Source organism: Lysobacter sp. 05T417, from assembly GCF_056396405.1.
Map to the genome: position 1 here is coordinate 37,856 of NZ_JBFTLK010000002.1, position 15,901 is coordinate 53,756.

General features: G+C 68.7%; 9 protein-coding genes. 2 read left to right on the forward strand and 7 right to left on the reverse strand.

All coding sequences use genetic code 11. The annotated features are described in order from the left end of the window. Positions 1 to 36 precede the first annotated feature (36 nt). The 4 genes from AC1DER_RS03580 to AC1DER_RS03595 form a co-directional block, all read right to left on the reverse strand. Positions 37 to 1,134, reverse strand: coding sequence for a class III poly(R)-hydroxyalkanoic acid synthase subunit PhaC (locus tag AC1DER_RS03580; protein ID WP_441814728.1), 1,098 nt, complete (start codon positions 1,132 to 1,134; stop codon positions 37 to 39). A 1-nt stretch (position 1,135) separates the two neighbouring features. Beyond that, positions 1,136 to 2,170, reverse strand: a complete 1,035-nt coding sequence (gene phaE / locus AC1DER_RS03585; protein WP_477245496.1) for a class III poly(R)-hydroxyalkanoic acid synthase subunit PhaE — start codon at positions 2,168 to 2,170, stop codon at positions 1,136 to 1,138. Positions 2,171 to 2,236: 66 nt separating this feature from the next. Continuing rightward, positions 2,237 to 2,851, reverse strand: coding sequence for a CDP-alcohol phosphatidyltransferase family protein (locus tag AC1DER_RS03590; protein WP_477245498.1), 615 nt, complete (start codon positions 2,849 to 2,851; stop codon positions 2,237 to 2,239). Between the two features lie 72 nt (positions 2,852 to 2,923). Next, a complete protein-coding gene (locus AC1DER_RS03595) occupies positions 2,924 to 4,738 on the reverse strand; it encodes a 3-hydroxybutyrate oligomer hydrolase family protein (protein ID WP_477245500.1) in 1,815 nt (604 codons plus the stop codon). Positions 4,739 to 4,834: 96 nt separating this feature from the next. On the opposite strand from AC1DER_RS03595, the gene AC1DER_RS03600 reads away from it, so the two are divergent. Further along, positions 4,835 to 5,509: a response regulator gene (locus AC1DER_RS03600; RefSeq protein ID WP_441814732.1), complete on the forward strand. Its 675-nt coding sequence runs from the start codon at positions 4,835 to 4,837 to the stop codon at positions 5,507 to 5,509. A 7-nt stretch (positions 5,510 to 5,516) separates the two neighbouring features. Here the strand turns inward: AC1DER_RS03600 and AC1DER_RS03605 are convergent, their stop codons facing one another. Then, entirely contained in the window at positions 5,517 to 8,861 is a 3,345-nt protein-coding gene (locus AC1DER_RS03605; RefSeq protein WP_441814733.1) for a hybrid sensor histidine kinase/response regulator, read from the reverse strand. A gap of 312 nt (positions 8,862 to 9,173) precedes the next feature. Beyond that, positions 9,174 to 11,420, reverse strand: a complete 2,247-nt coding sequence (locus tag AC1DER_RS03610; RefSeq protein WP_477245503.1) for a TonB-dependent receptor — start codon at positions 11,418 to 11,420, stop codon at positions 9,174 to 9,176. A gap of 319 nt (positions 11,421 to 11,739) precedes the next feature. On the opposite strand from AC1DER_RS03610, the gene AC1DER_RS03615 reads away from it, so the two are divergent. After that, entirely contained in the window at positions 11,740 to 13,137 is a 1,398-nt protein-coding gene (locus tag AC1DER_RS03615) for a GntP family permease (RefSeq protein WP_477245505.1), read from the forward strand. Positions 13,138 to 13,148: 11 nt separating this feature from the next. Here AC1DER_RS03615 and AC1DER_RS03620 read toward each other — a convergent pair whose 3' ends face one another. Further along, positions 13,149 to 15,848 (reverse strand): bifunctional acetate--CoA ligase family protein/GNAT family N-acetyltransferase, encoded by a 2,700-nt coding sequence (locus AC1DER_RS03620; protein WP_477245507.1) that lies wholly within the window; start codon positions 15,846 to 15,848, stop codon positions 13,149 to 13,151. Between the last annotated feature and the right edge of the window lie 53 nt (positions 15,849 to 15,901).

The window sequence follows — 15,901 nt, forward strand, 5'->3', positions numbered from 1 at the left end:
TTCTACAAAAACCGGGCAACCGCAGGCGCGCGCATCTCAGCGCGAGCGCGCACCCAGCCATTCGTGGATCGCCGACGGCACTTCGCGCTGCGCACGACTGGAGACGTAGATGCCGATGTGGCCGCCCTTGAACGACAGCTCGCTGTAGTCACCGGTTCCGACCAGGTCGGCGAGCGCCTTGGACGATGCCGGCGGGACAAGATGGTCCTGCTCGGCATAGATGTTGAGCACCGGCATGTCGACGCTGCGCAGGTCGACCGGACGGCCGCCGATGTCGATGCCGCCCTTGACGAAACCGTTGCCCTGGTAGAACTGCTTGACGAACTGGCGGAACGCCTCGCCGGCCTGGTCGGGCGAATCGAAGATCCACTTTTCCATGCGCAGGAAGTCTTCCAGCGCCTTCTGGTCGTCGAGCACGTCGACCAGGCCGACGTACTTCTGCACGAACAGGCGCCAGGGCTTGAGCGTGAGGTAGCACCAGTTCATCACGTCGGCCGGGACGTTGCCGAGGGTATCGACGAAGAGGTCCACATCCAGTCCGCGCGTCCAGTTGCCCAGCATGTTGTCGCTGGTGTGGAAGTCGACCGGCGTGACCATGGTGATTAGGTTGCGCACCTTGTGCGGGTTGAGCGCGGCATGGCAGAGCGAGAACGCACCGCCCTGGCAGATCCCGAGCAGGTTGACCGCGTCGAGGCGGTACTCGGCGCGCAGGTGATCGATGGCGCCGCCGATGTAGCGCTGGATGTAGTCCTCCAGCTCCAGATAGCGGTCGGAACGGTCGGGGTAACCCCAGTCGAGCACGAAGACGTCCTCGCCGCGCTCGAGCAGGCCGCGCACCAGCGACTTGTCCGCCTGCAGATCGACCATGTAGGGACGGTTGACCAGGGCGTAGACGATCAGCAGCGGCACCTTGGCCGTGGGCGCCCGGCCGTTGGGCAGCGTGTGGCCGCGGAAGCGGTACAGCACCACCTTGCCGTCGCGCCAGACTTCCTCGCGCGCGGTCGCGCCGTAGTCGATGTCGTGGACCTGATGCAGGGTATCCAGGCCGGCACGGAGCTTGGCCTGGAAGCGCAGCGATTCTTCTGCCAGCGACTGCGGCGTGAAGCCGAGTGGGCCGTTGCCGAATCCATCCATCTCAGCGCTTCCCCTTTGCCTTGGCGGTGGCCTTCGCAGCAGCCTTGGCCGGCGCCTTGCGCGCCTTCGGCGCAGGCTTCGGCGCAGGCTTCGCTGCCGGCTGCGGTGGCGCTGCCTGTCGCGGTGCCGCCGCTTCGCTGCGGCCCGCTCGCGCCGCGCCGGCTTCGACCGCGTCGCGCAGGCGTCGCAGTTCGCGTTCGAGCTGGACGATCTTGCGATGCGCCGAATCCAGTTCGGTCCGGGTCGGCATGCCCAGTTGCGCGCACACCTGCTCGATTTCCCGCTGCTGGTGGCCGCGCAGGGTCATCTGCGCATTGACGAATGCGGCGTAGGCATCGCGGAAGCGCGGCGACAGCGCGACCTCCGCGTAGGCCTCTTCGGCCGCGTCGATCCACAGGTCGAACAATGCGCGCACCGACTCGAGCTGGCGACCGGGCGCACTGCGCTCGCCAAGCTTGCGCTCGAAACGGACGAAGGCATCCTGGCCGGCTTCGGCCAGCAGGGTCTGGTAGGTCTGGCTCTGCTGTTGCAGATCCGCTTGCGCCTGCATCAGGTGCTGCCAGCGCTCCTGGTGCTCGCGGGCAAAACCGAACGCCGGCAGGCCCAGCCAGGAGCGTCCATCGCGCTGCCACTGCTGCAACCACGGGGCGGCCTGCTCGAACCACTGCGACGGATCGGTGCTGGCGCTGCCGGGCATCATGCCGAGCATGTGCGCGAACGGATTGGCGCCATCGCCGCCGAGCGCCTGCTTCCAGGCAGCGGTGATGTCGGCGGCTGTGGCCTGCCTGCCGCTGAACTGCGCCGCCAGCTTCTGCATCTGCGCAAACCATCCCTGCGCCTGCGAGCTGAAGCGCGAGACGGCTTCGTCGCCCTGGGGCACGCCGCCCTTGGCGAGCTGCGTCCACCAGTTCATCGCTTCGGTCCAGCCGGGCATGCCGGGCACGGCCGTCGCCGCAGGCGCCGCCGCCGAACGCAGGCTGTCGCTCCACGCGTTCCAGTACTGTCGCGTCAACGCTTCGAAATCGTCCTGCTTCATCGCCGCCTCCGCTTGATGCGGGCCATGTTAGCAGCGGGCATGTTGCGGAGCCGCGACGGGCGCTGCTCAGGGCTTGGGAATCTTCAGCGTCTTGCTGATCATCAACGAGCCGGACAACGCGAACATCAGCACCAGCGGATGGAACTGCCAGGGTCCGAGCTTGATCATGCCCAGCCACAGATTGGCGCCGATCGCGCCCTGCCACGCGGCCACGGCCAGCACCACCACCAGCGCCAGGCTGGTCGGGATCGGCGTGCCCTCGAAGAACTTGACCTTGTCGCCGCCACCGGACAGCTGCTCGGCGGTGACGTTGTAGCGCGCCAACCGGCTGACGCCGCAACCGACGAAATAGCTCAGCACGGCCCAGTCCCAGCCACCCTGCAGGCCACAGGCGTAGGCCAGCGCCGCCGGCGCGACGCCGAAGGAGATCACGTCGGCCAGCGAGTCGAGCTCGCGCCCGAGGGTCGAGGCCGAATTGCGCCAGCGGGCGACACGGCCATCGAGCGCATCGAAGATGAAGGCCAGCGGGATCAGCGCCATGCCGATCAGCAGGTCACCTACCCCGCCCTCCTGCAGGAAACGCATCGCGGCGAAGATCGCGCCGGTGCCGCAGAAGGCATTGGCGAGCGTGAACCAGTCGGCGAGGTGGAACTCGCGCAGCATCGAAAAGTGGCGCGGCATGCGGCGCTCCGGATCCATCAAGGCCTGCCAGCGTGCCAAATTGGGTGTTAAGGGAGCAAGAGGCAGACGAAGTCAGCGCGGCATGGCCAAGTTCGACGCCTGCAGCGGATTGCCGGCCCGCGGCCTGGTTGAGATGACCGCATCGTCCGGCAGCGTGCCGCTGCCGTCCAGGGCCGCGTTGACCCGGTCCAGCGCCGAGTACACGTACGGCAGCAGCGGCACGTAGCGTGCGCCGTAATCGGGCAGGCCGAGGAAGCCGTCGAAGTGCTGGGCGTTGCGCACTTGCCAGTAGCGCACGTCGCGGCCGGCCGCCTGCGCCTGCTTCACGTACGGGGCACTGGTGAAGGCGGGCGGGATCAGGCCGTCGTCGCTGCCGTGGATGACCACCACCGGCAGGCCCTTGCGCGGCAGTCCGGCGCGGGTTTCGGCGATGCCCTTGCGCACGCGCTGCGCGTCGGCGTCGTCGCCGGTCCACAGGGCGCGCAGGCATTGCAACGTCGTCAGCGGCGCGGCCGGGTTCTGCTCGAGGATGTTGACACCGGCGCCGGGCGGAATGCCGCTGGCATCGGACCACCAGGCTGCTCGCTCGCTCGCGCTGGCAGCGCGTGGACTGACGTCCGGATTGATCGCGCCGTAGCGATTGCCGCAAGGCAACTCGCCGACGCCGTATCGACCGTAGGCCGAGGCATAGGTCACCGCGACGGCGCGCCACAGGTCGAAGCCGACCGAGAGCGCCCCGGCGTGCAGGGCCTCGTCGCTCCAGCCATGGGCCTTGAGCGCGTCGTATGCGGATTTCGCCTGCGCCGCGGTGTCGTTGCCCTCGATCAGCCCGGCCGCCTTCAATGCGACGCAGCGTTGCGTCCACAGCGGCGCGACCTGCGCGGTCAGCGGCGGCTGCGGCAGGTTCTGCAGGTGCAGCAACGCACACGGCATCAGCAGCGCGGCTTCGGTGGTGTAGTCGTAGAGGGCGCGACTTCCGGCGCCGTCGACGTAGACATTGGGTTCGCCAGCCACTACCGCGTCGAGCCAGTCGCCGTCGAGCTCGGCCGCGCGCAGCACGGCGCCGCCGCCGTTGGAGATGCCGACCGCGATGACGCGGGTGTTGCCGAAGGTGAAGGGCGCCGCCTGCGGGAACGCGCTGTCGAGCGACTGCAGCGCGAACTGCGCGGCCTGCTTCACGTGCCGGCCCCAGTCGGCCTCGGGATTGTCGCGCGAGTGGGCGTGCTTGAAGGCCACGCCGGAAGATGCGTTCGCAACCGGCTCGAACGCCAGGCCATCGCCGCGCGCGCCGACAGTGCCGTCAGCGCGGACGCCCTGCCCCGCGTCCAGGTCGAAATAGTCGGTGCCCGCGCCCTTGTCGGTGTAGGCCACCGCGCAGCCTTTCGGCAGGCCCCAGGCACCGGCGACGGCGATCGCGCCGTAGATGCCGCGCGAACCCGACGACGCGGTGACCACGACACAGCGCTTGCCGACATCGAACGCATCGGGCACCTGCACCAGCACGCGGTGCGGCTGGGTCGCGCCCGCCACCGTGGCCAGGGCGCTGTACTCGCGCCCCGGCACGCTGGCGGTGCTGCCGTAGAGCTCGCCGTATCCGCCCCCGGGGGCGAGATCGGCGATGCCGCGCCAGTTGTTCCACAACGCACGCCGGCGCAGTTCGCCCGCGCCGGGATGTTCGGCGTCGGCGAACGCGGGCGGGGTCATCGCGCGCAGGCCGGCCAGGCCAAGGCCGGCGCTGAGCAGGTCGTCGTCACCGCGATGTTCGGTCGTGCGCACTGCGGAGAACATCGGCGCGGCCTCCGTCTTGCTGCGCGGCGTGGTGGTGGTGCAGGCGGCCAGGACGAGCGTGGCGCCGGCAAGGGCAGTTCGGACGGGTCGCAGGTTCATTGCCGCAGCCTAGCAAGGCCAGCCGCGCCGCCCATCGTACTTTCGTACCACGCCGTTGCCGCCCTGCTGGTGCGGCCACTTGCTAGGCTAGGGCCAATGCCGACCCTGCTGATCGCCGACGACCATCCGCTGTTCCGCGCCGCCCTGCGGCAGGCGGCCATGGAGGCCGTCAGCGGCGCGGTGATCCTGGAAGCCGGCCATCTCGATGCCGTGCTGGCCGCACTCGATGCCGCGATCGATGCCGATTCGGGCGTGGACCTGGTACTGCTCGACCTGCACATGCCCGGCAACCACGGCCTGGCCGGACTGGCCGCGATCCGCGCCCAGCACCCGGGCGTGGCGGTGGTGGTGGTCTCGGCCAACGACGACCCGCGCGTGGTCCGGCGCGCACTGGATCACGGCGCCGCCGGCTACCTGCCCAAGAGTGCCGGACTCGACGAACTGCGCGATGCGATCCGCGCCGTCTTCGCCTGCGAGCAGTGGCTGCCGGCATCGCTGCGCGCCGCGGTCGCGCGCACGCAAAGCGACAGCGGCGACGCCGACCTGGCCGCGCGCCTGGCAAGCCTGTCGCCGCAGCAGTTCCGGGTGCTGACGCTGGTCGCGCAGGGCCTGCTCAACAAACAGATCGCCGACCGGCTGGATGTGCAGGAGCGGACGGTCAAGGCGCATCTGTCGGCGATCTTCGAGCGCCTTGGCGTGCGCAACCGCACCCAGGCCAGCGTGGTGCTGCGCGAGCTGGAGCTGTCGGATCCGGCGCGGCAGATCGCCTGATCGGACGCTACGACAGCGCCACTTCGCGCGCCGCGAGCGCGCGATCGAGCGCTGACTTCAGCGCCAGTGGCTTCACCGGCTTGGCCAGCAGCGACAGCCCCGCTTCCTCGACCGCCCGCCGCACCACCTCGCCACGGTCGGCGCTGAGGATCAGCGTCGGCCGCGCGCCGAAACGCAGCTCCAGGCGCGCGGCCAGGGCGACGCCGGTATCGCCATCGTCGAGGTGGTAGTCGAACAGCCACAACGCCGCAGGCGCGCGCGACAACGCCGCCTCGGCCTCGTCCGAGTCGCGCGCGGTGACCACGTCGAAGCCCCAGCCAGCAAGCACGGCCGCCAGCGCCGACATCGCCTGCGGGTCGTTGTCGACCACCAGCACGCGCACGCCGGGATTTTCGTCGGGCAAGGATGACAGCGACATCGGCAGCGGCCTGGGCGCGCGCCGCACCCGCACCGCGAACACCGTGCCGCGATCTATCTGGCTGCGCAGGCCCAGCGGTGCGTCGAGCAACTGCGCGATGCGCTCGGCGATCGACAGGCCAAGGCCCAGGCCCTGCCCCGGGGCATCCTGGCCGCGACGGAACTCTTCGAAAATCACAGCCTGCTGACCGGCGGCAATGCCGGGCCCGCTGTCGTGCACTTCGATGCGCAGGCCGTCGCCGTCATGGCGCACGCCCAGCACGACGCCACCGCGCTGGGTGTAGCGCACGGCGTTGGCGAGGAAGTTCTGCAGCACGCGGCGCAGCAACTGCGGGTCGGTATGCGCCCACGCGGTGCTGGCGACAAAGCGGAATTCAAGGCCGCGCGCCGCCGAAATGGCGCCGAACTCCGACGCCAGCGGCTCCAGCACCTCCGCCAGCGGGAACGGACGCGGCTGCGGCACCAGCCCGCCCGCCTCCAGGCGCGACATGTCGAGCAGGCCGGTGAGCAGGTCGCTGGTGGAATCCAGGGCGCCGCCGATCTGCGCCACCGTTTCGCGCTGGCGCGGCTCGAGCAGCTGTTGCGACAGCGCATCGGTGAACAACTGCGCCGCATGCAGCGGCTGCATCAGGTCATGGCCGATCGCGGCGAGGAAGCGGCTCTTGGCCTCGTTGGCGCGCTCGGCCTCGCGCTTGGCGACCTCGAGGTCGGTGGTGCGTTCGGCGACGCGCTGTTCCAGCGTCTCGTTGGCCATGATCAGGCCGGCCTCGGCGCGACGGAATGCGGTCACGTCGGTGAAGGTCGCGACGAAGCCGCCGCCGGGCATCGGGTTGCCGCGGATCTCGATGATGCTGCCGTCGTGCAGTACGCGTTCGGACAGGTGCGCGGTGCCGGCGCGCATGAAGCCCAGGCGTCGTTCCAGGGCGCGTTCGAGGTCGCCCTGGGGCGGCATCCGCTGCAGGGCCCAGCGCGACAGCTCGGCGATCGGACGACCGACCTGCAGCAGCTCCGGCGGGAATCCGAACAGCTCGACGTAGCGCCGGTTCCAGGCGACCAGTCGCAGTTGGGCATCGACCACGCTGATGCCCTGGCTCATGTTCTGCAGTGCCGCCTCGAGCACGCGCTGGTTGAAGCGCAGGTCGGCCGATGCCTCGCCGACGATCGCGGCCACGGTGTCGAGTTCGCGACCACTGGCGGCGCGTCGCGCAGCATCGAGCAGCACGCGTGCCGACGCGGACCCCAATACCGCCGCAAGTTCGCGTTCGATCCCGGCTTCGATCGGCGCGGCCACCGGCTCGCCCGCCGGCACGCCCTGCAGCAGTTGCAGCACGCGTTCGCGCGGCAGGAAGCGCAGGCCGGCATCGCGCAATGTCTTGACGTCGAGGCCGCGGTGGGCGCGATGCGGCGTCTCGCGGCGCCACAGCGCCGCCAGCACGGTGGCCAGGGTGCCGACGAACAGGCTGGCGCCGACGGCGCGACCCAGGCGGCTCCAGCCGGTCAGGCCGAACAGGGCATCGGGCGCCAGCCAGTGCAGGCCGAACGGTCCGCTTTCCAGCCAGGGCGCAGTCACGCCACGCACTTCCATCGTCATCGGCAGCAACTGCACCCAGGCCCAGGCGGCAAAGCCCGCGGCGATGCCGATCACCGCCGCGCGCGCCGGCGTCTGCGGCCGCCAGACCGCGAAGCACAGCGCCGGCACCAGTGTCGCCAGCGCCGAGAACGACACCGCGCCAACATCGGCGAGCGCATCGTTGCCGGCGATCAGGCGGCTGTAAGCCCAGGCCAACAGCATGATCACGACGATGCCGGCCCGGCGCAGCGCCAGCACGCGGCCGCGCAGGTCGCTGCCGTCGTTGCGCGACCACGCACCGCGCAGCAACCCCGGCGCGAACCAGTGGTTGCCGATCATCAGGCTCAAGGTGAGCGTGCTGACCACGACCATGCCGGTGGCCGCGCTCAGGCCACCGAGGAAAGCGAACAGCGCCAGGCCCTCATGACCCTGCGCCAGCGGCAGCGCCAGCACGTACAGGTCAGACGGCACGCCGCTGCCACCCAGCAGCGCCTGCCCGGCCTTGGCCAGCGGCAGCACTGGCAGCGCGATCAGCACCAGGTACAGCGGAAACTGCCAGCGAGCCGTGCGCACGTCGCGCTCGTCGCGGCACTCGACCACGCCGACATGGAACTGGTGCGGCAGGATGAACATCGCCAGCGCGCCCAGCAGCACCAGCGGTGCGAATCCGTCGGCCGACCGCGGCGGCGGCGCCATGGCCGCCGTCTCGGGAAGATCGCCCAGCCCCCACCAGACGAACAGCCCCAGCGCCAGCATCGCCGCCAGCTTGAACACCGACTCGAACGCCATCGCCAGCACCAGCCCGCGGTTGTGCTCGGCGGCACTGGCGCGGCGCGTGCCGAACAGCATCGCGAACAACGCCATCGCCAGCGCCACATACAGCGCACTGTCCTGCCAGGCCGGCGCCAGCCCGACCTCGGCACTGTGCGTGGTCAGCATGGCAAAACTCATCGCCACCGCCTTCAACTGCAGGGCGATGTAGGGAATCAGTCCGAGCGCGGCGACCAGGGTGACCGTGGCCGCAAGCCAGGCGTCTTTGCCCAGACGCGTGGCGATCAGATCGGCCAGCGAAGTCGCGTTGGTTTCCCGCGCCAGCTGCACCAGCCGGACCATGAAGGCGACCGCGATCGCATACAGCACGATCGCGCCGAGGAAGGTCGGCGGCAGCGGCCAACCGTAGCGAGCGGCCTGGGTCACGGTCCCGTAGAACGTCCACGAGGTGCAGTGCACCGCCAGCGACAGCGCGTAGACATGGCCCCAATGACGAGCCAGCACGGTGGGGCGACGCTCGGCGTAGAGCGCCGTCCCGAACATCAGTGCCAGCCAGGCGACGCTGGCCAGGGCGACCGCGGCGAAGCTCAGCATGGGGCGGCGGGAAGGTGCATTACTGGAGGATAGCCGAGCGTGGAGTCCCTAGAGACACTGTCCGTATCGGCACTCCCCAATGGATCCTGGGCCTTCGCCGAGGTTTACGGGCTTTTCTTGCATCAACGAAGACGGGGCGTCAACGCGCCGGAGCGTTGTCCGCTGCGCCGGGGATTGCGGAGCAGTGGGCCATGGATGGCCCACGCCCCGCGTAAAGCCAGGATGGCGTCCGCGGGGCGGAGCAATCCCCGGCGTAGCGGACAACGCCACGCCGGAGCCAGCCACAGACCACGAAACGCCGCCTTCAAACCATCAGAAGTCGTACCGCGCCGACAACGTGTACTGGCGCGGCGCACCGTAGAACCCGGTCAGCACGCCCAGAGCGGCGTTGAGGTTGTAACCGGTGGTGCGGTACTCCTTGTCGGCCAGATTGGTGCCCTGCAGCGACAGCGACCACGCATCGTCGATGCGCCAGATCACGCCGGCATTGACCAGCCCATAACCGTCCTGCGTGATCGGCAGCGCACCGGTGCGGACGATCTCGGTGGTGGCGACCACCTCGCTCTGATAGCTGTAGCCCACCCGCGCCGACAGATTTCCACCGCTGGACAGATCGGTCCGGTACTCCAGATTGACCGCACCAGAGAAATCAGGCGCGTTGGTGAACTCCTGCTCGTCGGCAATGTTGACCCCGGCGTACATGAACTCGTCGTACTTCGCGTCGAGCCAGGCCAGGTTGCCGCTGATCAGCCAGTTGTGCGTCGGCAGCCACTGGTACTCGACTTCCACACCCTGCACGGTGCCCTTGCCGGCATTGGTGAAGTCGCCGAAGAACGCATCGTTGGTGCCGTCTCCATTGCTGTCGTAGGACGTGAACACCGACAGCTGGATGTCCTTGTACTCGTTGTGGAACGCCGCCAGGTTCACGAACAGCGTCTGCTCCAGGAACGACATCTTGCTGCCGATCTCGTAGCTGTCGACCGACTCGTCATTGAACGGCTCAGCCGAACGCGGCACGGCGGTGGCCTGGGCACGGATGTTGAAACCACCCGACTTGAAACCGCGCGAGGCCAGCCCGTAGACCATGATGTCCGGGGTGATCTGGTAGTCGAGCGAGATCTTTGGCGACGTGTTGTCGAAGCCGATGCGCTTGTCGAAGTTGGCCGCGATCGGCGTCGGATTGTTGGCCGCGCAGCGCGCCGCCAGCACGGTGAACGTCGCGTCGGTGTAGCAGCGGTTGAGCACCACCGCGTGCTTCTTCTCGTCGGTGTAGCGCGCGCCCAGGTCGAGCTTGAGCTTGTCGGTCAGGTCGAACGTCCAGTCCGCATAGAGCGCCAGCGCATCGGTGTAGACCGTGCCATGAGTGTCGCCGAACGACAGATTGAAGAAGTTGTTGAGGACCTGGCCACCGGCCTCGCCGTCGAAGGAATAGAAACCGATCACGCCACGCGAGCGGCCGCCCGCGTCGTAGTTGACCTGCAGCTCGTTGGTGATCTGCTCGTCGGCGTAGAACGCCTTCACGTCGGCAACCTTGTTGGGCAACGTGTCGAAGTCGATGTTGGTCTCGGTGTCTGACTCGCGCTTGGCGAGGATGTACTTGAAGCCCCAATCCTCGTTGATGCGCCAGTTGACCGTTGCCGAGGCGCCCTTCATCGAGGTGTCGTTGACGTTGGGCATGCCGCTGCGGATGTCGTAGCGGCTGTCCAGCGGCGCGAAGCCCGGGGCAAACCGGTTCGGCGCCAGCATCTTGGCCCCGCGCACGCCGGACTGGTCGTCCATCCAGTCGTAGGCGAACTGGATGTTGAGGTCGTCGCTGATGTAGGCGCCCAACTGGCCGCGCAACGCCAGCACTTCCTTGTCGCTGACTTCCTGGCCACTGAACAGGTTGTCGCCGAAGCCGTCGCGGTTGAAGCTGCCCATCGCCAGGCGCCCGCGCAGTGCGCCGTCGCCGACCGATGCGCCCAGCGAGGCTTTCACGTCGAGCTGGTTGTAGTTGCCGACGGTGACCGAGACCTGGCCTTCCGGCGCGACCGGCAGGCCGCGCGAGATGTACTTGATCGCACCACCAATCGTGTTCTTGCCGTACAAGGTGCCCTGCGGGCCGCGCAGCACTTCGATGCGCTCGACGTCGAACACGTCCAGCAGCGCGCCCTGCGGTCGGGCAATGTAGACATCGTCCATGTACATGCCCACACCCGGGTCGACGCCCCACAGCGGATCGGACTGGCCGACGCCGCGGATGTAGGCGGTGACCGTGCTGCTGGAGCCGCGTGCGGCATAGATGGTCAGGTTGGGCACCTGTGCATCGAGGTCGCTGAGGTCCTCGATGTTGAGCTTGTCGAGGGCGTCGGCGGTGAATGCGGTGACCGCAACCGGGACTTCCTGCAGCGTTTCCTCGCGCTTGCGGGCGGTGACGGTGACGCCGCCGAGCGTGGTGGCCTGCGCATCGCTGGCCGGTGCTGCGCTCGTCGTCTCTTGGGCGAAGGCGGCGGGCGCCAGCAGGGCGAAGGCAATGGCGATGCTCAGGCTGCTTCGGGTCTTGTTGTCGCTGCGATTCATGGTGACGCTGTCTCCCCAGTCCCAAATCGTTGGCCGCGGACCGGCGGTGTGCCGGAAGCGAAATGAAAGACGAGTCCCTCCCCCGTCATGCTGGCAAGCCTAGGACCAGGCGCCTGTCGCCGCTGCTGTACCTTCGGACAATGCCGGCCCATCGGGCCATTGCGGAGACTGCATGCCTACACGGGCTGCAGGCATGCCGTCATCCCCGCGTAGGCGGGGACCCAGCGACTCGACGCTTCCAAGGCAACGACACTGGGTTCCCGCCTGCGCGGGAATGACGGCAAGCAGGCGATCCACACGCTTCGACAAGGAACGGGGAATGGCATTTCTGATCGTGCTGGCCGCACTGTGCTTCCTGATGTTCGTGGCCTACCGCGGCTACAGCGTGATCCTGTTCGCGCCGGTGGCAGCGCTCGGCGCGGTGCTGTTGACGGACCCGTCGCTGGTCGCGCCGATGTTCACCGGTCTGTTCATGGACAAGATGGTCGGCTTCCTGAAGCTGTACTTCCCGGTGTTCCTGCTCGGCGCGGTGTTCGGAAAATTGATCGAACTGTCGGGTTTCTCCAAGGCGATAGTGGCCGCGACGATCCGCCTGTTCGGTGCCGGCAGGGCGATGCTGTCGATCGTGGTGGTGTGCGCGCTGCTGACCTACGGCGGCGTGTCGCTGTTCGTGGTGGTATTCGCGGTGTACCCCTTCGCTGCGGAACTGTTCCGCCAGAGCGACATCCCCAAGCGCCTGATCCCCGGCACGATCGCGCTGGGCGCCTTCACCTTCACCATGGACGCGCTGCCGGGCACGCCGCAGATCCAGAACATCATCCCGACCACGTTCTTCGGCACCAACACCTGGGCGGCGCCGTGGCTGGGCACGATCGGCGGCCTCTTCATTCTCGCCGTCGGCCTGGCCTACCTCGATTGGCGCCGGCGCGCTGCACTGGCCGCCGGTGAGGGCTACGGCGACAAGCTGGTCAACGAACCGGCGCCGTTCGCCGGCGGCACCCTCGCCCATCCGCTGATCGCGATCCTGCCGCTGGTGCTGGTCGGCGTCGTCAACAAAGTGCTGACCATCGCCATCCCGAGCTTCTACGGCGAGGCGCACAGCTTCGATCCGGCGGTGATCGGCAGCGCCGCGCCGGTGGTGCAGGAAGTGTCGAAGATCGCGGCGATCTGGGCCGTGCAGGGTGCGCTGCTGGTCGGCATCCTCGCTGTGCTCGCCTTCGCCTGGAAGCCGGTGATGGCCAGCTTCGCCGAGGGCAGCAAGTCGGCCATCGGCGGCGCATTGCTGGCGGCGATGAACACCGCATCCGAGTACGGTTTCGGCGCGGTGATCGCTGCCCTGCCCGGCTTCCTTGTGGTGGCCAACGCACTGGCGGCGATCCCCAACCCGCTGGTCAACGAAGCCATCACCGTGACCGCGCTGGCCGGCATCACCGGCTCTGCCTCGGGCGGCATGAGCATCGCCCTGGCGGCGATGGCCGAAACCTTCATCGCCAACGCGAACGCGGCAGGCATTCCGATGGACGTGCTGCACCGGGTCGCGGCGATGGCGTCGGGCGGCATGGACACGTTGCCGCACAACGGCGCGGTGATCACCCTGCTGGCGGTGACGGGCCTGTCGCACCGCCAGGCCTACAAGGACATCTTCGCGATCACGCTGATCAAGACCGCGGCGGTGTTCGTGGTGATCGGCACGTTCTACGCCACGGGGCTGGTGTGATCTGAAAGCCCTCATCCGCCTTGCACGATCGGCAGCGACACCGTCACCACGGTCGGATCGTCCGGATTGACGGTGGTGGTGAACCCCAGGCGCCGGCACATGTCCAGCATCGTCCGGTTCTCCTGCAGCACTTCGCCCTCGATCGAGCGCAGGCCCAGCCAGCGTGCGTACTCGATGATCGTCTGCATCAATCGCCAGCCCAGCCCTTGCCCCTTGAGGTCGGAGCGCACCAGGATCCCGTACTCGCCGTGGTCGTAGTTGGCATCGGCGTGCAGGCGCACCGCGCCTAGCATCTCGCCGTCGTCCGGATCGATCGCCACCAGCGCAATCGAACGCGCGTAGTCGAGCTGGGTCAGCTGGGCGATGAACTCGTGGCTGAAATGGCGGATGGTCTGGAAAAAGCGCAGGCGCAGGTCTTCGTCGGTGACCTTGGTGAAGAAGCGGCGAAAGAGTTCATCGTCTTCCGGCCGCACCGGCCGCAGGAACGCGGCGCTGCCATCGGACAGCTCGAGCGTGCGCTCCCATTCCTTCGGATACGGCCTGATCGCGAAGCGCGGATGGCCCGGGCCCTTGTGCACGATGCGCGAGGCTGACACGCCGATTCGCGCATCCACCGCAATGATGCCGTCGCGATCGACCAGCAACGGGTTGATGTCGACCTCGCGGATCTCGGGGATGTCGGCAACCAGCTGCGCCAGCTTCACCAGCGTCATCGCCACCGCGCGCTCGTCGGCGGCCGGCACGTCGCGATAGGCCTTGAGGATGCGGGACACGCGGGTGCGGCCGATCATCTCGTGGGCCAGGCGCAGGTCCAGGGGTGGCAACGCCAGCGCCTTGTCGTCGATCACCTCCACCGCGGTGCCGCCGCGGCCGAAGACGATCACCGGCCCGAAGGTCTCGTCATCGACCATGCCGATGATCAGTTCGCGCGCCCGCGGCCGCACCACCATCGGCTGGATCGTGACGCCATCGATGCGCGCGCCCGGCCGCGCCTCGCGCGCACGCTGCAGGATCGCCGCGGCAGCCTCGTGCACCGCCTGGGCGGTGAACAGGTTCAGGCGCACGCCGTCTACATCCGACTTGTGGCTGATGTCGGGCGACAGGATCTTGACCGCGACCGGCGTCCCGTCTGCCAGCAGCGGCGCGGCGATGCACACGGCTTCGTCGGCATCGCGCGCGGCCGTGGTCGGGGTGATGTCGATTCCATACGCCACCAGCACGCGCGCGACTTCGATCGGGTCGAGCCAGTTCCGGCCCGCTGCCATGGCCGTCTCGACCACCCAACGCGCGGTCGCCGTGTCGACCACCAGGTCGTCTGGCATGCTCGGCGGCGTTTCCATCAGCGCCTGCTGCGCCTCGCGATGGCGCACCAGGTACATGAAGCCGCGCACGGCATCGGCTTCTGTCGCATAGGTGGGGATCCGCGCCGCATTGAGCCGGGCGGCAGCGCTGTCATCCTTGCCCAGCCAGACCGCGAATACCGGCTTGCGGCTGCCCGCCTTCATCGCCAGCGCTTTCGCTTCGGCCAGCGCCTGCGCACGGCTGTCGGCTCCGATCAGCGCCGTCGGGACGTTCAGTGCCAGCACCGCATCGTTGCCGTCGTCGGCCAAAAGCGCGCTGACGGCCCCGGCGTAGGCGGCGTGGTCGGCGTCGCCGTTGATGTCGACCGGGTTGGTGCGCGGCCACACCGACGAGGCCACCGCATCGAGTTGCTGCACGGTCGCATCCGACAACCCGGCCAGCGTGCCGCCCATGTCGACCAGGCGGTCGGCGGCCAGCATGCCGGTGCCGCGGCCATTGGCGAAGATCGCCAGGCGGCGGCCCGGAAACGTGTGCATGCGCCCCAGCGTTTCGGCAGCGGCGAACAGTTCATCCAGCGCGCTCACGCGCAGCATGCCGGCGCGATGGAAGGCGGCGGCGTAGACGCCATCGGGCGTGGCCAGCGCCGCAGAATGCGTGCCGACGGGAGCGGCGCGCCGCGCATGGCGGTCCGATTTCACCACCACCACCGGCTTCAGCCGCGCCGCCGCGCGTGCCGCCGAGAGGAACTTGCGCGCATCGCGGATCGACTCGACGTACAGCAGGATCGCCCGCGTGTAGCGGTCGCGGGCGAAGTAATCGAGCAGGTCGGCGAAGTCGACATCGAGCGCGTCGCCCAGCGAGGCGACCGCTGAAAAACCGAGCGAGCGGCGAGCGCCCCATTCCACCAGCGCGGCGGCAATGGCGGCGGATTGCGAAATCACCGCGAGGTCGCCCGGCAGCGCGGCATGCGCGGCAAAGCTGGCATTGAGCCGGGCGTGCGGCGCGAGGATGCCCAGCGAGTTGGGACCGACGATGCGCAGGCCTCTGGCGCGCGCGGCGCTGGCCAGTTCCGCCGCCGGCGACTGGGCGCCCTGGCCCATGCCGGTGTTGAGCACGACCGCGGCCGATGCGCCCTTGGCCGCGGCGGCGCTGGCAAATCGCGGCACCAGCGAGTGTGGCGCGGCGATCACCACCAGCTCCGGCGTCCACGCCAGGTCCTGGATCCGCGACACCGCGGCGACGCCCTCGATCGCATCGAAGTTCGGATTGACCAGGCCGATCTGGCCGGCGAAACCGCCCTCGACCAGATTGCGCAGCACCGCCCGACCGGCCGACTGCTCGCGCGTGCTGCCGCCGACCACGGCGACCGAGGCGGGACTGAAAACCGATTGAAGCTGGTAGGTGCTCAACGTTGCGCGCTCATCTGCAGCCGAATGCCTTCCTGGACCCGCTGTAGCGCCAG